At 38.7% G+C, this 21,159-nt stretch carries 20 protein-coding genes; 7 read left to right on the top strand and 13 right to left on the bottom strand.

The genetic code is table 11. The features are described 5' to 3' along the window. Window positions 1-4: 4 nt before the first annotated feature. The 4 genes from H1R81_RS04295 to H1R81_RS04280 all read right to left on the bottom strand — a co-directional run bounded on the left by H1R81_RS04295 (window position 5) and on the right by H1R81_RS04280 (window position 7,212). Entirely contained in the window at window positions 5-1,300 is a 1,296-nt protein-coding gene (locus H1R81_RS04295) for a CitMHS family transporter (RefSeq protein WP_181839432.1), read from the bottom strand. A gap of 245 nt (window positions 1,301-1,545) precedes the next feature. Beyond that, on the bottom strand, window positions 1,546-3,516 hold the full coding sequence (locus H1R81_RS04290) for an alpha/beta hydrolase domain-containing protein (RefSeq protein WP_181839431.1): 1,971 nt from the start codon (window positions 3,514-3,516) through the stop codon (window positions 1,546-1,548). A 327-nt stretch (window positions 3,517-3,843) separates the two neighbouring features. Continuing rightward, window positions 3,844-5,448, bottom strand: a complete 1,605-nt coding sequence (locus tag H1R81_RS04285) for a carboxylesterase/lipase family protein (RefSeq protein ID WP_181839430.1) — start codon at window positions 5,446-5,448, stop codon at window positions 3,844-3,846. Between the two features lie 126 nt (window positions 5,449-5,574). Further along, on the bottom strand, window positions 5,575-7,212 hold the full coding sequence (locus H1R81_RS04280; RefSeq protein ID WP_181839429.1) for a carboxylesterase/lipase family protein: 1,638 nt from the start codon (window positions 7,210-7,212) through the stop codon (window positions 5,575-5,577). 121 nt (window positions 7,213-7,333) lie between these two features. Here H1R81_RS04280 and H1R81_RS04275 point away from each other — a divergent pair, with 121 nt between their 5' ends. Continuing rightward, window positions 7,334-8,038: an NrtR DNA-binding winged helix domain-containing protein gene (locus tag H1R81_RS04275; RefSeq protein ID WP_181839428.1), complete on the top strand. Its 705-nt coding sequence runs from the start codon at window positions 7,334-7,336 to the stop codon at window positions 8,036-8,038. A gap of 46 nt (window positions 8,039-8,084) precedes the next feature. Here the strand turns inward: H1R81_RS04275 and lepB are convergent, their stop codons facing one another. Beyond that, complete coding sequence (gene lepB, locus H1R81_RS04270) at window positions 8,085-9,242, bottom strand: signal peptidase I (protein WP_181839427.1); 1,158 nt, start codon at window positions 9,240-9,242, stop codon at window positions 8,085-8,087. A 200-nt stretch (window positions 9,243-9,442) separates the two neighbouring features. Here lepB and H1R81_RS04265 point away from each other — a divergent pair, with 200 nt between their 5' ends. Beyond that, window positions 9,443-9,991 (top strand): DNA-3-methyladenine glycosylase I, encoded by a 549-nt coding sequence (locus H1R81_RS04265; protein WP_181839426.1) that lies wholly within the window; start codon window positions 9,443-9,445, stop codon window positions 9,989-9,991. A 41-nt stretch (window positions 9,992-10,032) separates the two neighbouring features. Here the strand turns inward: H1R81_RS04265 and H1R81_RS04260 are convergent, their stop codons facing one another. Further along, a complete protein-coding gene (locus tag H1R81_RS04260; RefSeq protein ID WP_181839425.1) occupies window positions 10,033-10,539 on the bottom strand; it encodes an SRPBCC domain-containing protein in 507 nt (168 codons plus the stop codon). Next, window positions 10,520-10,870, bottom strand: coding sequence for a helix-turn-helix transcriptional regulator (locus tag H1R81_RS04255; RefSeq protein ID WP_181839424.1), 351 nt, complete (start codon window positions 10,868-10,870; stop codon window positions 10,520-10,522). Before H1R81_RS04255 ends, H1R81_RS04260 begins: the two co-directional genes overlap by 20 nt. Window positions 10,871-11,057: 187 nt before the next feature. On the opposite strand from H1R81_RS04255, the gene H1R81_RS04250 reads away from it, so the two are divergent. Then, entirely contained in the window at window positions 11,058-12,080 is a 1,023-nt protein-coding gene (locus tag H1R81_RS04250; RefSeq protein WP_181839423.1) for an SDR family NAD(P)-dependent oxidoreductase, read from the top strand. Window positions 12,081-12,157: 77 nt separating this feature from the next. After that, a complete protein-coding gene (locus H1R81_RS04245; RefSeq protein WP_181839422.1) occupies window positions 12,158-12,970 on the top strand; it encodes an AraC family transcriptional regulator in 813 nt (270 codons plus the stop codon). Window positions 12,971-13,130: 160 nt separating this feature from the next. On the opposite strand, the gene H1R81_RS04240 is transcribed toward H1R81_RS04245, so the two are convergent. From H1R81_RS04240 to H1R81_RS04225, 4 genes are all read right to left on the bottom strand, one after another. Continuing rightward, the gene (locus tag H1R81_RS04240; protein WP_181839421.1) at window positions 13,131-13,469 is read right to left on the bottom strand and encodes a potassium transporter KefB; all 339 of its coding nucleotides are present in this window, start codon (window positions 13,467-13,469) and stop codon (window positions 13,131-13,133) included. Between the two features lie 234 nt (window positions 13,470-13,703). Then, window positions 13,704-13,910 carry a hypothetical protein gene (locus H1R81_RS04235; protein ID WP_181839420.1) on the bottom strand — a complete coding sequence of 69 codons (207 nt, stop codon included), beginning with the start codon at window positions 13,908-13,910 and terminating at the stop codon, window positions 13,704-13,706. Window positions 13,911-13,966: 56 nt separating this feature from the next. Continuing rightward, window positions 13,967-14,305: a potassium transporter KefB gene (locus H1R81_RS04230; protein WP_181839419.1), complete on the bottom strand. Its 339-nt coding sequence runs from the start codon at window positions 14,303-14,305 to the stop codon at window positions 13,967-13,969. 125 nt (window positions 14,306-14,430) lie between these two features. Further along, window positions 14,431-15,768 carry a serine hydrolase gene (locus tag H1R81_RS04225; RefSeq protein ID WP_181839418.1) on the bottom strand — a complete coding sequence of 446 codons (1,338 nt, stop codon included), beginning with the start codon at window positions 15,766-15,768 and terminating at the stop codon, window positions 14,431-14,433. Between the two features lie 441 nt (window positions 15,769-16,209). On the opposite strand from H1R81_RS04225, the gene H1R81_RS04220 reads away from it, so the two are divergent. The 3 genes from H1R81_RS04220 to katG all read left to right on the top strand — a co-directional run bounded on the left by H1R81_RS04220 (window position 16,210) and on the right by katG (window position 19,356). Next, window positions 16,210-16,515 (top strand): hypothetical protein, encoded by a 306-nt coding sequence (locus H1R81_RS04220; protein WP_181839417.1) that lies wholly within the window; start codon window positions 16,210-16,212, stop codon window positions 16,513-16,515. A 24-nt stretch (window positions 16,516-16,539) separates the two neighbouring features. Further along, window positions 16,540-16,752 (top strand): hypothetical protein, encoded by a 213-nt coding sequence (locus H1R81_RS04215; protein ID WP_181839416.1) that lies wholly within the window; start codon window positions 16,540-16,542, stop codon window positions 16,750-16,752. Window positions 16,753-17,076: 324 nt separating this feature from the next. After that, on the top strand, window positions 17,077-19,356 hold the full coding sequence (gene katG, locus H1R81_RS04210) for a catalase/peroxidase HPI (RefSeq protein WP_181839415.1): 2,280 nt from the start codon (window positions 17,077-17,079) through the stop codon (window positions 19,354-19,356). Between the two features lie 73 nt (window positions 19,357-19,429). Here katG and H1R81_RS04205 read toward each other — a convergent pair whose 3' ends face one another. After that, window positions 19,430-20,485 carry a proline iminopeptidase-family hydrolase gene (locus tag H1R81_RS04205; RefSeq protein ID WP_181839414.1) on the bottom strand — a complete coding sequence of 352 codons (1,056 nt, stop codon included), beginning with the start codon at window positions 20,483-20,485 and terminating at the stop codon, window positions 19,430-19,432. Between the two features lie 175 nt (window positions 20,486-20,660). Further along, on the bottom strand, window positions 20,661-21,158 hold the full coding sequence (locus tag H1R81_RS04200; protein WP_181839413.1) for an SRPBCC domain-containing protein: 498 nt from the start codon (window positions 21,156-21,158) through the stop codon (window positions 20,661-20,663). Between the last annotated feature and the right edge of the window lies 1 nt (window position 21,159).

The raw sequence follows: 21,159 nt of genomic DNA, 5'->3' as shown, positions 1-21,159 counted from the left end.
CTGTTTAAATATGCAATGAACCCGTCAATAAAGCAACAATAGTCATTACAATCGTAGTGCCCCACGCCCATTTAAAGATAAATTTCTGATGCTCGCCTAATTCAACCTCCGACAAACCTATTAATAGAAACGTCGATGCAGTTAAAGGGCTCAGTGGAAAACCCACAGTCATTTGTCCAAGCAAAGCTGCCCGACCAATTTCTAATGGGTCAATACCAAATTGGGTAGCAGTTTGACTCAGAACAGGCACTACCCCAAAATAATAGGCATCAGGTGTAAAAAGCATACTTGCTGGCATACTTGTCAATGCTGTCAGGGTAGGTAGCCAGCCTGCATGATGCTCAGGTATAAAAGAAACTAAAGTAGTTGCCATTGCCTCTATCATTTTAGAACCCGTAAGGATACCTGAAAAAATACCTGCGGCAAATATCATACTCGATACCATGAATATATTTGTTCCATGACTCTTCAATACCTTTTGCTGGTCAGATAATTTGAAATAGTTCACTAACAAGGCAATCATACTGGCAATTACGAATAAAACAGGCGCAGGAACCCACCCTTTCATCAGCGTAATAATCAATGCAATAGTCATCATAGCATTAACCCATATCAGTTTGGGCCTTCTTAATTCTTTCTGTGTATCAGTAAGGTTTTTTTGATGATTATATTCAAAATCAAGAACTCCCAAACGTTTACGCTCTCTTTTACCGAGAATATACGCTACAAACAAAACCCAGATAATACCTCCAAAAATAGCCGGAATATTAGGATTAAATATATGTACTGCATCAGATTTGAGTGTTGAAATAGCTCTTGCAGAAGTACCCGACCAGGGAACTAAATGCAATGGCCCCACACTAAGAGCTACTATCCCCGACAACACCAGTCGATTTATTTTTAATTGTTTATAAATTGGCAGAAACGCAGAAAGAACTATCATAAAAGTAGCAGTACCATCACCATCTAAATGCACAATCATAGTCAGGATAGCCGTTCCGATGATAACTTTCATAGGGTCACCTTTTACGGAGCGAATAATAAAAGCGATAACAGGGTCAAATAATCCTGCATCAAGCATGGTTGCAAAATATAAAACCGCAAACATTAACAGAATACCCGTTGGCGCCACTTGTTTGATACCCGTTAGCATCATCTCGCCTAATTCCTTAGGATTAAAACCAGCAATCAGTCCGAACATAATAGGAATGATAACTAAGGCAGTGATAACCGACAGCCTTTTTGTGATTATTAAAAATAAAAAAACAATAATGGTTGCAAATCCTGAAAGGGCAAGCATAGTAAGGTTTTAAAATTAGGTTAATAAAAATTATTCTTTTAGAAACTGTTTAAGTTAAATTTTGAAAATAAAAAGAGTGATTTTTCATTCAATAAGATTAACTCAAACAGTTTCTTAGACTTTAATGTGGCAGGTATCTTTTGAAAATGTCTTTGTCTCAGTATCACCCAAAAATGTAAAAGGGTTCTCCGTGGTGAAGCCGAAGCCAAAATCCGGCCAGTCATCCAACTCAATAATTCCCGGCATTAAAACAATTTCAAGTTTTCTGCTTTCTTAATTTCCCGGTCCGCATCTTCTGGCAACATCAACCTTTGTTTCACCATTCTCTTTGCTGCTTTCTTTACCTTTTTTACATAATTTTCATTTGATTGATACCGTTCCTCCAGAGATAAACGTGTATCACTATTTACCAGTCTCTCAGCTTTTGTTCGGGCAAAAGGTATATACATACCTTCTAAAACCGCCAGATCGCCTTCTCCATAACCAGCTTTGCGTAAGCTCCAGCCAGTATAAGTCCCTAAAGGAACTCGTAAGGTAAGAGAAGCTAAACCACCTGTTTCGTTATTATCTTTATCTACTTTTGGCACTAATACAGTATATTTTTTATCATGTTTCACCACCGGATTTTCGCCGACGATACCTGACATCATTTTTTCGTCAAATTGTGGGCCGAAATCCCTTACCTGCAATTCGTTCACCAAACCTCTGAAAGGCACATTAAACATAGTTTGCCAACCGATTTCATTCGCTCTAACCAAGGTTTTGCTACCTATAGTAGGATAAATGCTTTTTGGAGGCATCTTCCCGGTTAAAACCCATTGTTCTAAAGCTATCTGCAAGGCTCTCCATGAATCCATATAAGAGTTCGGGTTTGATGGGAATCCTGTTAGTTTATTAATATTTGAGTTAAAAGCCGGCGTATGCTGAGTACTTGAAAATAAGTAAATTCTTACATTTTCAGGTATCCTCAGATCTGTAGTACCATAAACATCAGTAGTACGCAATGACATACGGGATTGCCAGTATTCTGTTGAACTTAAGGTATGCATAATTTTAGGCATAAAACCCTGCCTCTGGCAGGCATCTAAAATACCTCCCTCTATTTCTGAAAGAGGATCTAAAGTACTTGACCAGGTAAATGGTGGTTCATTACCCGGAAAAAACACTTCTTCGTGTTGCATACCTCCGCCACCTGGACGACCGAACCGAACATTGAGCGTAATTCTTCTTGGGCCTATATGTACATTCATCCCTTCAAAAACAGGTTTATTATCTTCATCTGCATTGAAACCTAAATGTAGGAAACTGCGCAGAAAATTACCACATTGCGATACGCCTACCGCAATAGCTGCTTCAGTTTGATTAGCTAATGGATTTTCAGCTTGTTGAGTATATCTGAAAAAAGACACAATATCGCGGGTTGCAGCAAATCCTAACCCAAGAATTAGGGGATTTTTGGCTGTATAATCTAATTCGTAAATATAATCAGGGGTAAAGCCACCTTTTACTGAAACCTGAGTGGTACTGGGCTTGCCCGGAAATACTTCTTTACTACAATCAGCAAAAGCCCAGTCCGAATCTGGTATTCTGATAGGTTCATCAGAAGCATGAATACGTCTGGTCAAGATGGCAGTTGCGTTGTCTAACGAAACAGTTTCATAAGCTTTGTGAAATTGTGCACTAAAAGCACCCCCACTGAGATTTTGCGTAGGTGTATTTTCACTTACAATCAGTTCAGCGTGGAGTCTCCCGATAATCTCTTTACCATTTTCAGTAGCGATCGGAACTTTAATTTTCAGTTTGTTATCACCAATAATATCTCCTTGCCAACCTCCCCACAGATAAATATATCCTCTTTTCAGAAGTGTAGTATCTGCCGGAAAAATATTACCACGATTAGGGACATTATAAAATAAAAGATGATTGCTCCTGCTTAGGTCAACAGGTTTCAAGAGTACAAATTCCATTTCATATGCTACCATTCCTCTCTCGTTGAGAGGTGCTAATGCAATATCTTGTATAATAGCATTGTGTATATCTGTAGGACTTACCTCTCCGAAAGCTCTCCCTGTTAACCGTTCATATTTTCCGGTTTTACCAAATAGTTTACCGTTGGCATAAGGTTCAGTCTTATCAATCACAATTCTGATAATCTTAGCTTCGCTAAAGACTACCCAATGACACAGGAATACTAATATCGGAAGTACTTTTTTCATAGGGGTAAGAAAGTTTGATTGTAACAAATAACTCTCTGACCAAAAAATTAGCAGAGAGTTATTTAAGAATGAATCAGCGAATATATCTGCTGAAGAATAAGAAACCAAAATATTAATTGACGGAATCTGATAAGTTCAGCCATCAAATATATTTAATCAACCAAGCGTATGAAATATGTTTTGTTTTTAATCTTGAACAATGATTTACCTGACTAAATGACTAATCAGATTTTTACTCAAAAATGATAATGCTGAATATTACAATTCACTTTTACAAACAATCAGCGAAATCCTTCAATCATGTAAATCATAGTTTGAAGATTACTTTTAAGGTTGCGCCACTACTTCTAATAATTCTTTATCATGGTGGTAGCGGATAGTACTTGTATTATCAAAAAACATGGTTGCGCCCTTTTCAGCTGTGTAAGGCTCCCATTTCGGTAGACCATTTGCATTAGGGTTGCCAGTTTTGGCAAAGTTTATCCACGATTGACTCATTTTATCGGCTAAGGCATGGGCCTCTTTGCCGCCACCTGTCATTTCCTCGCAACGGGCAATATTATTGAATACAAAAGGTATTTCCATGCAGTGTAGAGCTTTGTACTTCCCTCCTAATACAGGCGATTGCCAGGCGAAAAGATACATATAAACAGGTGCTCCGCCAGCCGAAGATTTAGCTTTAGCTTGTGTAACAGCACCAGGACGGAACATCATGTCAATATCCATCAAATCAGTTGGTTTTGTATCATTTGGAAATGCTTTTTTAACAGCGGCAATGTAAGCATCAGTTTTATCTTTATATCTGTTTTTCAAAAAATCATTTACCTTATCAGCACTTGCATTTGACATTCCGCTGAATAATGAAGCCATAAATTCATTTTTAACCGTACCAATCAATAGTGGAATATTTTTAGATAATTCCACTGCCTGTGGGTCAGTAAACTGATAAGGTAAAAACTCACCATCACGGCTTGGTCCCCAGCTTAGCCCCCCAAAAGCACCTAAGTTTTTGCCTTCGGCTTTCAGTTTATCACCTACTATTTTCAGAGCCTTATTTCCCGCTGCTACCAGGTCAGCATAAGCCACTTTTTGTATATTATCAATCTGGCCAGGCTCAATGTTTAAGGCTTTCAATACCTCTACACCAACTAACTGTGTATCTGATTTTTCTAAAAGTGTTGTCCGGAATGCCCCACTCTGATTAACCGCTTTGTGGAACAATCCTTTGGCTGACGGTGTAGCCATCAGGGTATTCACTTTAGCACCACCACCTGATTGACCAAAGATAGTTACGTTATTAGGGTCACCACCAAAATTGCCTGCATTCGCTTTTACCCATTCCAGAGCCGCAACCATATCCACTATACTCAGGTTTGCCGATTGTTTGTATTTATCTCCATAAGCTGATAAATCAAGATAGCCTAAGATATTCAGGCGGTGATTGATAGATACTACCACTACATCGCCTTTCTTCGCCAGGTTTTCACCATCATAAGAGGGTAGCTCCTGAGATGAACCTGCTGTAAAACCACCCCCGTGTATCCAGAATAATACTGGTCTTTTTTTACCATCATTAATGCCGGGAGTCCAGACATTAAGGCGCATACAGTCTTCACTTGTATAACCCCAGTCATGATGAAATACGAATTCTGATTCGTCTTGAACAGTTGTAGTTGGTACCATTAAAGGAGCTACAGGGCCATAAGTCAAAGAGCTACGAACACCAGACCAGGGTTTTGGTTTTTGTGGAGACTCAAAACGTTTGGCTTCTGCATATGGGATACCTTTATAAGTGTAAATGCTATTATGTACATAGCCTCTGACTTTACCGGCATCTGTATTAGTTACAGCTACGTCTTCTCCGGTTTGTAATTGCGCTGAAGCACCTGCTGTAATGTAGAATGCTAATAGTGAAATGATAATTTTTTTCATTGTTTAAGGATAGATATTGAGTGATATTTGAATTTCGGTTAACCTGATTTTGAGAGACAAATCAATTCAAGATTCCAATCTGAAATGCATTCAGCAAAATCACGCTGATTCAAAATTCAAGATATTTTATTTATTATTTCCGTAAGCCTTATCCAAAAACAGATAACGTGCATCATCTTTGGCGTTTTCTGTTTTCGATTCTGCGTTTAGTATCATCACCGGTGGGGTTGTATCACCTGCTTTAGCCGCTGGCCAATCAGGTAATTTAGCTCCATTCGGGTTTCCGGTTTTGATAAAATTAGCAAAATAGTTCATCATAGTTTCAGATACCTTGTAGTCATCGGCAGTCCAGGCATATTCTTTAATCAAATGCAGATTACCCATACAGTATTCAATCTCGCAGGCATGAGGTGCGCCAACAGGTTCTGGAGCTTTAGGCGTACTACCATCTTTTTTAACAGTACCCCCTGCTAAACCTGATGCCAATGTCTGATCAACCAACGGCGGACGCACTTTGCTATATAAATATCTGTAAACAGGCTGAGAACTATTGTTACGGTGCAGATCAAACCATTTCCATGTACTGTAGGCAATGAAACGGTCAGAAGCCAGAGCTGTAGCAGACAATTCAATTTCTTTCTCTGACCCATGCGGATACAATTTCAGCACTTCCTCTGAATCATTCGGATATTCTTTTTTCACACGGGCTATATAAGCATCATCTTTATATGGCTGACCGAACATAAAGGCTGCCCCGGGAATTTCGGCCGAGTTCCAACCCAGAAGAAGCGGTACTTGTGCCTGCTCTCTGGCATTAAAGATTTGCGGAATGGTTTTAGGATAAAAATAGCCATCGATAACAGTAGGGAAACCGAATCTTTTTGATTCATTATAAATCTCATAAACCTCTCGGGTGCTTAATGCTCTTAATTTTGCTAACGATGGGTAACCAGCATTTTTTGCAAACTCTGCCCCTACTTTCTCTGCTTCTGCCAATGGTACAGGGGCAAGTGTTGGGTTGATACCTGCGCCGCTTTCACCGATAGCACCTGCAATTAAATTTCTTGATAAAGGTGAAGCCATTTGTGCACTTACTGAAATAGAACCTGCAGATTCTCCGGCTATAGTTACCTTTTTAGGGTCTCCACCAAAGGCAGCAATATTTTTCTGAACCCATTTCAAGGCAGCAGCCTGGTCTAACAACCCATAATTGCCAGATGCCTTATAAGGTGCTTCTGCGCTTAGTTCAGGATGAGCAAAAAATCCGAAGATATTCAAACGGTAATTTACTGTCACAGCAACAATTCCTTTTTTTGCCATTGCTTCCCCATCATAACGTGGTTCAGAGGCATCACCTGCCACAAAGCCACCTCCAAAAAAATATACCAATACAGGTAAATCTTTAGTATTGCGTTTGGCAGGTGTCCAGACATTCAGATAAAGGCAATCTTCACTTACACCGTTCGAGCGCGAATTCATATCACCAAACACAACCGTCTGCATTGGCCTTGCCGAAAATTTTTTAGTTTCTTTTACTCCTTTCCAGTTTTCAACAGGTTGGGGCGCTCTCCATCTTAAATTCCCCACAGGTGGTTTGGCAAATGGTATCCCGAAATAAGTCTGAATACCTGTCTTGGTATCATAATTCCCTTCAATTATACCGTTTTCGATAGTAGTCTGTACGGCAAATGCATTATTATTCTGTGCCTGTGCCATCATGTTACACGCAAAAAACAGGCTAATCAAATAGCATATTTTCTTCATTTTTTTTAATAAAATTTAGTTATTGTCTCAATTCGTGACAATAATAATTGGTTTTTTGAAATAATCATACTTATTTTTGAAAAATTTATATTCGTATCTGATTTAAACACACCTCAGAGAAGTGGAAGAGAAAAGATATTTACCTCATATTGCTTACGATTCTGTGATTTTTGGATTCTCAGGTAACCAGCTTAAAATACTGATTATGAAATACCATAATACTGGTTTATTTGCCTTACCCGGTGGATTTGTAAAGATTGATGAAGACCTCAATGCAGCTGTAAGAAGAGGACTGAAAGAACGAACCGGATTAGATAATATTTATCTGGAGCAGTTTTATACATTTGGAGATGTATCCCGGTATCAACCAGAGGCCATGAAAACCATATTAGAAGCCAATGGGCATGATGTACCTGAGAATCACTGGATGCTTGATAGATTTATTTCAATAGCATATTACGCCTTAATCAACTTTGAGAAAGTAGTACCCACACCTGATGCTTTATCTGACTCGTGCGATTGGTATTCACTGAATAAGCTCCCTGCACTCATGCAAGACCACCAGCTAATAGTAGAAAAAGCCTTGCAAACCTTACGAGATAATCTTGAAAGAAAATTAGTTGGAGTGAATCTTTTATCACCCCTGTTCACTATGAACGACCTACAGAAAGTATATGAAGCAATCTTAGGAGAAAAGCTACGCCGAACCACTTTTCAACGCAAAATGCTAAGTCTGAATATTCTGCAACGCCACGACAAACAATATTCCGGCAAAGCGCATAAGGCACCTTATCTCTATAGTTTTAAACAAGAAACCTTGATTTGAGTTTATCGGTATGCTATGTTTAATATTCTGAAATGCATTCTGGTTTTTATCTGATAATACTAAACAGCCGATTCCAACGGATTTTATTGAAGAAACTGCCTTTTTTGTCGAGTGACATCCACACCATCACGGCTTTACCCACAATGTGGTCTTCGGGCACAAATCCCCAGAAACGAGAATCATCAGAACCATGCCGGTTATCACCCACCATAAAATAATAATTCTGCTTAAAAGTATAAGAAGTAATAGGCCTGCCATTGAGCACAATCTGCCCGTTTATGTATTTGGCATCATCGTTTCCATCAAAAGTGGTAATGATACCCTTATACATAGCAATGTTTTTTTCATCTAATTTAATCGTAACACCTTTCTTCGGTACAGTAATAACAAAATTGTCACGATTGTATGGGAATAGGCTTGAGTTATACGGAAAAATATTATAGTTAGGGTTAGAAATATCCCCTTTCGCTTGTACAACTGGGGTTATGTTCTTCACAAAATCAAGACTTTTCATTTCATTAACAGACTGCTCAGTAGCTTTTACTAAATAAAGAGTTTTATCCTCCGCACTTAGTTCCTGCGCAAACTCAATAATACCATATTTTTGAAAAACTTTGTCGCTTACCTGAGTATTAGTTTCAATTTCATACTCCATCTGCATTCCTATAGTATTACTGAAAACCTTCCCGTTAACAAAAGTCTGCCCTTCTTGCATTTCAACAACATCACCCGGAATACCAATGCAACGCTTGATATAATTAGTTCTTAAATCAACTGGATATTTATCATATCCGCCAAAGTCATCAGGCCTTTCAGGGCAACCCGGATAGTTGAATACCACAACATCACCATTTTTTACATGCGTAAAACCAGGTAACCGATATTGTGGTAACTGAATCCAGTCCAAAAAAGAAGGAATCTCAGTAAACCATATTTTCTGATGCGTCAACGGGATCTGTAGAATCGTTTTCGGAGTGCGTGTACCATAATGGAATTTACTCACAAAAATAAAATCATCTGTCAGTAGGCTTTTTTCCATAGAGCCACTGGGTATTGTATAAGGCTCAAATAATAACCATCGGATAAGCGTGGCTGCAACAACAGCAAACACAATAGAGTCGAGCCATTCACGAAAAGGAGACTTCTTTTTTTTTGCCTTTACCGGCGGTTTTGGAGATTCTAAGGTAGATGTCTTGTAGGTCATTCGCTTTTAAATAAGATTGTCAGGCTTTGACAAAGAAGGTTGAGAATGGTTTAGTTTCAGGTGAGAATTTATTTTTAAATGGCAGTTGAGCCTGAATTTCGTTGACAATATCTTGCGGAGAAATCGGAGATAACTATACGTTTTGTGTAGCGTTTTTTGTCTTATAGGGTCTATCTTTGCATTTCTAAACCTTATACGAAATGTCTTATTGCTTTGCTATTGACCGCATGAGTGGTGCGCAGAAAGAGCTTCATAAAAACTACCACGACAACCATTACGGTTTCCCGATTCATGATGATAATGAGCTTTTTGGCAGATTGATACTGGAAATCAATCAGGCGGGTTTGAGTTGGGAGACTATTCTGCGTAAAGAGCAGTCTTTCAGAACGGCCTATGATAATTTTACCATAGAAATAGTAGCCAATTATACCGAAGCCGACCGGGATAGGCTTATGGCTGATGCAGGAATTATCAGAAACCGATTAAAAATCAATGCCGCTATTGAAAATGCCAGAACAATCCTAACTTTACAACAATCTCACGGGTCATTTGAAAAATGGCTGGAGGCCAATCACCCACGTACTAAGGATGAATGGGTAAAGTTGTTTAAGAAAACTTTCCGTTTTACAGGCGGCGAAATTGTGAATGAATTTTTGATGAGCATAGGCTATCTGCCTGGCGCCCATACTGCCTCCTGCCCTGTTCATGAAAAGATTTTAGTGGAAAAACCCCTTTGGAGCCAGGTATAAAAGCAGTTCTCTGATAGCTGTCAGAGAACTACCGCTACTTTTTAAGCATTTGATTTATCTAAATAAGTGGCTAATTGAGTAAAAGAAGCGCCGAAGCCTTCTTGCATACCTTTATTAATAGAAATAAATCCTACTTCCTGCTCTGGTGTAGCATCAACAGGCTGGCCAGTCATGGTAATAGTAGTTTTGCCATTATTCTCAGTAAAAATTATCCGGTAAAAGATTCGGTCTGGTATTGATATATCAAAAGGTGCAGGCACTACATTGGCATGTTCGTCGGCAAATGAGTTGGTAAATTCAAGGAGGTCATAGGGTTGAATTTTGCCAAAGACAAATCTTCCGTAGTTTGTTCCGCCGGGTGATTCCATCTTAAAATGAAAAATACCGCCTGATTTGAATTCGAAACTTACTACACTGTTTTTAGTTTGTACAGGTCCCCACCATTCGTTTAGGGCTTCTGCTGTACTGAATGCATTAAAGACTTTTGCTTTAGGTGCATTAAACTCATAGCTGATAACGAAATCCCTACTATTGTTCTGTGCTGTCATGATCTGAAAGTTTATTAGATTGTATTTTTGTAAGATATTTGTCTAACTCACCGAATTGTTCTTTCCAGAACTGGCGGCAATAATTCACCCATTTAGCTACCTGATTGAGTTCTTCTATTTTAACTTCGCAATACCGCTCTCGGCCTTGTTTTTTTATTAAAATAAGGTCGCATTCGGCCAAAATTTTGACATGTAGAGAAACTGCCTGGCGTGTAACATCAAAGTTTTCGGCTATTTCATTTACATTCAAAGGTTTCTTTAACAACATTTCTATTATCTGTCGACGTGTCGGGTCTGCAATCGCCTGAAAAACATCTCGTCTTGATTCCATAAAATATGCAAGTATTTGCTTGCAAATATATATGCAAGCATTTGCTTGCACAAATTTTATTTAAATTTTTTTTCAGCATTATTCCATTAATAAAAAATTTGACGCTTAGAACAAAGTAATTTGACTTTCTGAGCAAAATGCGTTTATGAGGTATCCGCTAATTTTGTCTTATTAAATAAATAACAAGATGGAATTAAAAGATAATTACAACGGAGTTCTACAAGAACCCATTCAGTCGGGCTTTAATGCTCAATCTACAACTCAGGATGTAATAAAAGGCATCAATTTAAATGGCAAAATAGCCATAGTAACAGGTGGCTATGCTGGCATAGGCTTAGAAACCGTAAAGACTTTTGTAGAAGCAGGCGCAAAAGTAATTGTACCTGCCAGAGATGTAGAAAAAGCAGCTAAGAACCTGAATGGCATACCAAATATAAGCATAGAGCCGATGGATTTGATGAATACTGGTTCTATTGACACTTTTGCAGAAAGATTTCTAAAGTCCTTTCATACCCTTGATATTCTTGTAAATAATGCCGGTATTATGTGGGTGCCTTTAATACGGGACAAACGCGCGTATGAATCACAACTGGCGACTAATCATCTGGGACATTTTCAGTTAACGGCCAGACTTTGGCCTGCGCTTAAAGCGAATGGCGGTGCAAGGGTGGTTAATGTATCTTCATTCGGGCATCAGATGGCACCGTTTAATTTTGAAGACCCGAATTTTCTGCACCGGGAGTATGAGACGCTACAAGGCTATGGTCAATCCAAAACCGCTAATAATCTTTTTACGGTTGAGTTAGACCATCGAGGAAAGGACTTTCGGGTAAGAGCTTTTTCTTTACATCCGGGCTCGGTGAACGGAACTGACTTAGGCCGTGTTGCTCCAATGGCTTTGTTTCAACAGATGGGTACACATGATGCAAACGGAAATATCAAACCAGAAGTAGCTGCCAGACTCAAAACTATTCCACAAGGAGCCGCTACAACTGTGTGGTGCGCTACCAGCCCTCAGCTCAATGGGTTTGGAGGGGTTTATTGTGAAAATGCCGATATTGCCGAACTCGATGAAGGAAACCTGAATATCAATTATGATAACCCTGTAACACTCCGAGGAGTAAAACCATATTCGCTGGACGCTGAAAGCGCTAAGCAATTGTGGACATTAAGTGAAGAGTTGACAGGAGTTTCTTTTCTTGTAAATTAAGAGAGGAATAATATAAATCATCAAACCAGGCCGGGCAATTACGTTCGGTTTGGTTTAATTTGTACATATACCGAACCATGGAATTTGAGACCCATTATATTGCACCCGATATTAAACTCTCAGAGTTTACAGGCAAGTTTTTTAAGACAGAAGTGATGTTTGAACATCATATTCTGGTATGGTTCATCTCTGGTGAAACCAAAATTATACAAGCAGATGCTGTCTTTACGTTTAATGCCGGAGATGTATTTCTGATTCCGCGTAATCAACTGACCACGGTTATTAATTACCCGAAAGACGGGAAGCCTCATAAGGCTGTGGCTATGTATCTGACTCTGAAAAAACTAAAGGATTTTTATTCAACACATAAAGCTATCGGGCGTACACACCCTTTACAAAAGGTATATAGTTTCAATAAACATCCTTTACTGGAAAGTTGTCTGGCCTCATTAATTCATTATTTTGATTTGGGTGAAAATCTTCCGTTAGATTTAGCCGATATTAAGATTAAAGAGGCTATTAGTATTCTAAGATCCATTGATAGAAGCGTGGATGGTATATTAGCCGATTTTGAGGAGCCTGGTAAAATCAATTTATCTGATTTTATGGAGCGACATTATATGTTTAATATGAGCCTGAATAGATTTGCTTATCTGACAGGTCGAAGTCTGGCTACTTATAGGCGTGATTTTGTAAGAATTTATCAGACTACCCCACAAAAATGGTTGCAGAAAAAGCGGCTGCAACTGGCGCACTACCATATTGTAGTGAAACAACGGAAACCCAGCGATGTATATATTGAAGTAGGGTTTGAGAATCTTTCACATTTCTCCTATGCCTTTAAAAATCACTTTGGTTACCCTCCTCAAAGCTTAATCAAATCAGTTTAGGCTTAATAAACAATCTATTTGGGTCGGCATTCTATTTTTGGGTATTGCACAATCATATATATTTAAATGATGGTTGCTATCTTACAATAATAAAAAAGCCTCTTCAATACCGAAGAGGCTTGATTGCATTTACACCAAAAAATCAAGTTTCAACATAATCTTAATTCCACATAGTGCCATGTAAGCCTAAAACAATGCCCATCCAAAGACCTACCATGTATATAAGCACAGCCAGAATATTAGCCACTATTTTTTGGGTGCCACCCTCTTTGCGTAGAAAATCCAGAAAATGATTACACAATCCTGCTGCTGCCCCTGCCAGCGGCGTAACGACCAATGGTTGAACCAACCAGTATTGTCCCCAATCGGGGTGATTCGGACTTACCCTTAATACAAAAAAGAGAATTACGGCAAGGCCAATAGCTGCACCAATCAGTACACGTTTGATTAACAGAGCAGTAATAAAGCTCTGTGATGTTAAATTGTTTTTCGCTGTCATATTCGTAAAGTATTTTATTATTCTTAGAAACTGTTTGAGTTAAATTTTGAAAATAAAAAGAGCGGTCCGCCGACGCGGCGATTTTTGCTTCAAGACAAGATTTAAAAACCGGAGTTTAACAGAGCTAAATGAGGATTTTTAAAGCGCAGTATTGAACAAAAAGCGACTTTTTTAGTTCAATAAGATTAACTCAAACAGTTTCTTAAAGTTTATCTATCAGATTCTTATTAAAATTCAGGCTTTGCTCTTTCTCAGATAGTTTTGAACCAGATTACCCGTAAATCCAAATAGCACGCCACTTATTACCGCCATAATCATCACCATCCCCGGAGCAAGTTCGTCTGCCGGAGACGTTTTATCAAGAATCAGAATCTTGAAAAGAAAGAGAAAACCAGCCATACCAATGGCGAACCCGATGATTTTACCCGCAATGTTTTTCATAATTGTATTTAATATAAATGTTAAAAAATTTTCTAAAACTATAAGAATCTACAATATTAATCCCACAAAGTACCATCAAGACCCAATACAGTACCCAACCATAACCCAATCAGATATATAACTATCATGAGAATGCTGGCTATTAACTTTTTAGAACCTCCCTGATTACGTAAAGCATCCAGCAGATGATTGCATACACCCGCCATTGCACCGGCCAAAGGAGTAATAATTAATGGTCTTATCATCCAGTACTTCCCCCACTCTGGCTTGGGATTTTTAGTAATTAACACAAAAAATAATATAATTGCCAAGCCGAGTGCAGCACCCAATAGTACACGTTTTACTAATAAATTTGTCTGAGAACCTTGGGCTGTTAAATTGTTTTTCGCTGTCATAATAGTTTTATTTTGTATCTGCTTTAATTATTCTATGTTCATTATCTATTTAGAAACTGTTTGAGTCAATCTTATTGAATGAAAAATCACTCTTTTTATTTTCAAAATTTAACTCAAACAGTTTCTTAATCTTCTTTTATAAATGTTCTTTCTCCATTACGCCGCTTTATTGTCATTTGTTTTTTTGTTGAGTCGAACTCAACAACAATCGCCCCCTCTATTTGAAATCTGTTTTCTGAGATAGCTTCAAGAGCAACAGGAGCAGACTCTCCGGGTGGCTTAAAGAAAATTTCCTCTCCTTTTCTTGTAATAGTAAATTTTACCGGAGCCTCAATACTTGCATAAACTCCAACATATTTATCAAGAATTTCGGTGCTAACTGCAAATGATTCAAAAGTCGGAATTGTAAAGGGTTTATTAAAATAAATATCGGCTATACCGTCGAGGATTTTACCCACTGGATAAACCTTTGCGTTTGTGGTATAAGAAAACACCAGTTGTTCTTCTGGCAAATAAGCTAACCATGATCCATAATTGTCAACCCCGCCCGTATGCCCGTAAAAGGTTCTTCCGGCAAAAGTAAAAGGTTCCATACCTAAACCATCGCCTTCTTTTATTACCATCATTTGCTCAAGACTTGACTTTGATACGATTTTACCATCGAACAATGCCTGAATGAATTTAGCCATTTCAGCTGGCGTAGAAACAATAGCACCTGCACTGAAAAGCATACTTGGATGTGTTTCAGGCAACTGTTTCCACGCATTTCCAAGATTCATATAACTAAGCACTTCGTTTTTAGTCACATCTATATTTCCGGTTGCCAGATAAGTATCTTTGAGCCCGATTTTTGAGATAATTCTTTCATTGAGAACCTCCTCATAAGATTTACCTGTTATTTTTTCAATGACAAAACCTAAAACAAGATAGGCCGAATTACTGTAGGAATGTCTGGTATCAGGCTCAAAATCAGGCGTGGCTCCGACAATAAGAGCAAGCATTTCTTCTTTGGTTATTGGCAATGTATTTACATTTTCTTGTTCATTCTGAACTCGTTTTACATTAGGAATACCACTGCGATGCCTCAGTATATGCAGAATAGTGATTTTATGAGCGTTCGGCATCTGCGGTAAAAATCTATCAAGGTTCTCATTCAGTTTTAATTTTCCTTCCTCAACCAGTTGCATAATTATAGCGGCTGTAAACATCTTCGTTATTGACCCAATTCTGAACCGACTCTTCTCAGTCAATAGTTTTTTATCGTTTACGTTAATCATGCCATAACCAATAAAGCGTTCATATTGTATTTCGCCATTTTTAGCAATGACAAGGCTGCCCATTGCCTTGTTTTTATCGTTAAGTCTGTCAAAAAACTGGTCAAGTTTAGCTTTATCAATTGGCTGTCCGTACCCTGCCCTACACAATGATAGCATAAGAAAAAAGACAATGAAAAGCTTTTTCATTCTCTCGGTCGGGCTTAGAACATTTAAAAATAATGAACAATAAAAAGTCTTGTAATGCTTTTTCATATCTGATAAGAGATTTTACTTAAAAAAACAGGTTTGCTTATTCAAAGAACTTTGCACCACAAAGTTAAACAAAAGTACTTTGTATTTCAAAGTAAAAATTTAAAAAAAATTTACCAATACCATATACTCATAAACTGAGCTTTTCAGAAAGGCTTTTGACTAAGTTCTGATAGATTCTTTATCATTTTTATGCTCATGCCTTTAGAACTATTTTTTAGACTTTACTGTACGGGATATTGAAGAAAAGCATAACAGTTTGATTATTCCGAAAATCTTGCTAAGCATTTTGAAAGCACAATCTAAAACCGGAAATTTAGAGGATAACAATTGACAAATAGTCGTCCGCATGTAGCGGTTTTCATAACAACTATTTATATGACTGAAAAAAGAGAGGAAAATAAGAGAAGAGACAAAAGCCTGGCTAACTATACCCCCGGATATGTATGGCAAGCCGCCGATTATTGCCTGATTGGCGCAATCAGTAAGACCCTCATCAATCTCTTGGGAATGTTTTCTACTACTATAAAAAAATATACACAGAATAATACGCACTTTCAGGAGTCTGTGAGAAACAGAAAAAGTCTGGCCGATATAAAGGTGGCAGAAAGGTTGTTTAGAAGAGCAATTGACCCTTCTTATCACCAGAGATTTTCAGAAATTGTAAAAGTAAAAATCATTTAGGCAGAATCTCAAAAGGTTACCAATATGGTGGGAACCTTTTTGACAGAGAACCCAGAAAAGATTACCAATTCGGTTGAAATCTTGTTGAGAAACGACTTTAAAAGACTGATTTTATTCTATTTAGCCATTAAAGAGCAACCTAAAAAGGTTACCAATATGGTGGGAACCTTTTTATTAGAATTGCCTATGGTAGCTTTAAAAAATAAGCTAATAGAAATACAAGGTGTGATTTTATAATGCTTAAATTTAAAAATAAGAAAAGATAGTAGTATAGACAAAATCTATTAAAGTATAGAATTTATCGATTTTGATTATACTATTAAAACCCATAATTTTACTGCCAGATAAAACACTACCCAGGAACGGTTTTCCATAAATCTATTTTAGAATATGGCTAACAGGATAAATATCATGGGTGCGCATAATGGTTATCATAAATAATACCCTCTGATAAAATTACTATTGTAATAATTCAGCTTTCGTATAAGGTTTATAATTTTATACGAAACAAAGTAATTCAGATACAATCACAATTCATAAATCTATAAACTTTTCAAAAGTATGGGACAAGAATCCGGCGACATTAGCAAATGCCCGTTTCATAATGGTACAATGAAACACAATACTGCAGGTGGTGGCACAAGAAACCGCGACTGGTGGCCTAATCAGCTAAAAGTAAGCATCTTGCGTCAACACTCTGATAAATCAAATCCGATGGATGGTGATTTTGACTATGCTGAGGAATTTAAAAGCCTTGACCTTGAGGCCGTAAAAAAAGATCTTCACGCGCTGATGACTGACTCACAGGATTGGTGGCCTGCTGACTTCGGGCACTATGGTCCTTTATTTATTCGCATGGCATGGCATAGTGCCGGGACCTATCGTGTAACTGATGGCCGTGGCGGCGGTGGTGCAGGCCAACAACGCTTTGCACCATTAAACAGCTGGCCAGATAACGTGAGCCTTGATAAGGCTCGCAGATTGCTGTGGCCAATTAAGCAAAAATATGGTAGAAAAATTTCATGGGCAGACTTGATGATTCTTACCGGAAACATAGCACTGGAATCAATGGGCTTTAAAACTTTTGGCTTTGCCGGTGGACGTGCCGACGTATGGGAACCAGATGAAGATGTCTATTGGGGCTCTGAAAATACCTGGCTGGGTGGAGATATACGCTACGCCGACGGCTCAGATGGTGTTTCGAAAGAACATGGCGTTGTTTCTTCGGATGATAATGCTGATGGCCATATTCACCATGACCGCAATCTGGAAAATCCATTGGCGGCTGTACAAATGGGATTGATTTATGTGAATCCGGAAGGACCTGACGGTAACCCAGACCCTATTGCTGCTGCGCGGGATATTCGTGATACTTTTGGTCGCATGGCCATGAACGATGAAGAAACCGTTGCCTTAATTGCGGGCGGCCATAGCTTTGGTAAAACACATGGTGCTGCTCCGGCAACCCACGTAGGTAAAGAACCAGAAGCAGCTGACCTGGAATTGCAAGGATTAGGATGGAAAAGCAGCTATGCCTCTGGCGTAGGTGCCGATGCCATTACAAGTGGACTGGAAGTAATTTGGACAACTACTCCGACCCAATGGAGCAATAATTTCTTCGAAAACCTATTTGGGTTTGAGTGGGAATTAACCAAAAGTCCAGCGGGTGCGCACCAATGGGTAGCAAAAAATGCAGAAGGTATAATACCGGATGCTTTTGACGGGTCCAAAAAGCACCTGCCTCGTATGCTTACAACCGACCTTGCTTTAAGATTTGATCCGGTTTACGAAAAAATATCAAGAAACTTCCTTGAAAACCCTGATGCTTTTACAGATGCATTTGCCCGTGCCTGGTTTAAATTAACACATCGCGATATGGGCCCACGCGCTCGTTATCTGGGTCCTGATGTACCGGAAGAAGTATTACTATGGCAAGACCCGATTCCGGCAGTAAACCATACTTTGATTGATGATAACGATATTACAGCCCTTAAAGCAAAAGTATTGGAGTCAGGGTTAACAGTATCTGAATTAGTTGCTACTGCCTGGGCTTCTTCTTCTACTTTCCGTGGGTCTGATAAACGCGGGGGTGCTAATGGAGCACGTGTTCGTTTAGCTCCTCAAAGGTACTGGAGAGTAAACAACCCTACTCAGTTGCAAAAGGTATTAAGCGTATTGGAAGGCATTCAGAAAGAATTTAATGGTGGACAATCAACTGATAAAAAGGTTTCAATAGCAGACCTTATTGTTTTGGCAGGGGTGGCAGGTATTGAAAAAGCGGCCAAAGATGCAGGTTATGCTATTACTGTTCCATTTACTCCTGGCCGTATGGATGCTTCTCAAGACCAGACTGATGTAGAATCGGTTGGTTTCTTAGAGCCTGTAGCTGATGGTTTCCGTAATTATCGTAAGTCTCAAATGCGGGTTTCTACTGAAGAACTATTGATAGATAAAGCACATTTGTTGACACTGACAGCGCCCGAATTAACCGTATTGTTGGGTGGAATGCGTGTATTAGATACTAATTTTGATGGATCCAAACATGGAGTATTTACAGAGCGTCCGGGTGTACTGACCAACGATTTCTTTGTTAATTTATTGGATATGAGTACAGCATGGAAAGCGACATCGCCTGATAGAGAAATCTATGAAGGTAGTGACCGTAACACAGGTGCTGTAAAATGGACAGGAACGCGTGCAGATTTAGTCTTTGGTTCTAATTCAGAACTCAGAGCTGTTGCCGAGGTATATGCCAGTTCAGATGCGCAAGGTAAATTCATCAAAGACTTTGTAGCAGCCTGGACAAAAGTAATGAATCTTGACAGATTTGATTTGGTTTGAATCCAAATTTGATTATAAGTAAAAACAGCCTTCTTATCGGAGGCTGTTTTTGCAGAAATAAAGATTTATGGTTTTACAATACCACTTTCTTCTTCCCATCATTTGTACCTTTCAGGAATTTAATTAGTCCTGCCATATAAGTTTGCTGGTCATCATACATAGCCATGTGGCTTCCATTCGGACAAAACAGGTAGCTTCCGTTTTGCACTTGTGTGCTCATCCATTGCATATGATTAGGATCCATTGTATCATGTTTGGCACCGATAACCAGTGTTGGTATGCTAATATTTTTTAATTGAGCTTTGCGGTCCCAATTTGCCAGATTTCCTCCAATACCAAACTCACTTGGGCCTTGCATGGTAACATACAACGAATTGTTCATCTTGCTGAATGTACGATTTACTGGCTCAGGCCATTGGTCAAGCGGCATGCGGCAGATATGCTTGGTGTAGAAATTGGGCATGAGTAGTTCCATATATTCAGGGTTGGAGAAGTCTTTTTTAGCTTCTATTTCTTTAATTCGTGCCAGTACTTTAGGGTCGAATTGTGGTGCTAAAACACTATCGGCATACTTACCATATTCAGGACAGCTACTCATCATATTAGAGATTATAAGACCCTTGATATGTTGCTGGTATTTCAATGAGTACTCCATAGCAAGAATCCCTCCCCAGGAATGTCCGAGAAGATAAAAATTAGTATTGTCGAGTTTTAATGCCTGTCGCACCTGCTCCACCTCTTCAACAAATCTTGGCAACTGCCAGAAAGTAGTGTCGTTTGGGTTATCAGAATTACCACAGCCCAACTGATCATAGTAAATCAATTCAATACCTTCGGCAGGTAGAAAACTTTCCATACATTCAAAATACTCGTGCGTACCACCAGGCCCACCATTGAGTACCAATAATTTAATACCTGGATTATTACCGATTCTTTTAGTCCATACATTAAATTTCCCGTTGGGAGTGTTAATACTTACAATCTGGATACCTCCGGTTTTAACACCTGAAGTTGAGTCTTTAAAATACTCGCTAAGTGTTGTATTTTGTGTTGAGTCTGACTTCTGACAACTATTTAAGTAGACTGCACCACTAAAAAGCAGCGCAAACAAAAGAAGTTTTTTTAGCATAACGGTAGAGTTTAGTTGATTTATACAAAGATATAAAAAACAAGTGTATATCGTTGTGAATCAACAAAATGAGAGGCATCAGGTGTATGTGAAGGACAATGATGAGAAGTAGTATAAAAGAAAAAGTCGCCAATGACTGACGACTTGCAATAAACAAAAGAACATAAAACAATACTTATCTTCTCAGCAATAACTCTTCCAGGTTATCTAATCCCATTGTAAAGCCTTCTTTAAAGCCCATGTCCAGCACCGCTTGCATATCTGTAGAGCTTTCGTGTTGTATAGTAATATCAACTGTTGTATTTCCATTTTCCTCGTTGAAAATAATAGTCCAGAACGAACCAGCCATGCCAGTATTTTCCTCTCCATCTTCATCGCAGAAGGCATCTTTCCATGAAATGAATCTTTTCTCTTTGATTTTCTCATATTTAGCTTTACTCCAGTGCTTTTCGTTCTCAGGGCCAATCATAGCATATAGCCATATCCCTCCTTCTTCAAAATCAAATCGTTTGGTTTGTGCCCGCCAGGGCTTTGGAGCCCACCATTGGTCGAGAAGTCCGGCCTTAGTCCAGGCATCCCAAACTGTTTCGAGGTCTGCGGGGAATTCACGTGTTACATCAACGGTACTGTTGTCTTCGTTTACCGTAAAATCGAATACTAAGTTTGTTTTCATA

The sequence above is a fragment of the Emticicia sp. BO119 genome, assembly GCF_013912375.1.
In the GTDB taxonomy this organism is placed as follows: Bacteria; Bacteroidota; Bacteroidia; order Cytophagales; family Spirosomataceae; genus Emticicia.
The sequence above is the reverse complement of the archived record's forward strand: the minus strand, read 5'-3'. Positions and strand labels throughout refer to the sequence as shown.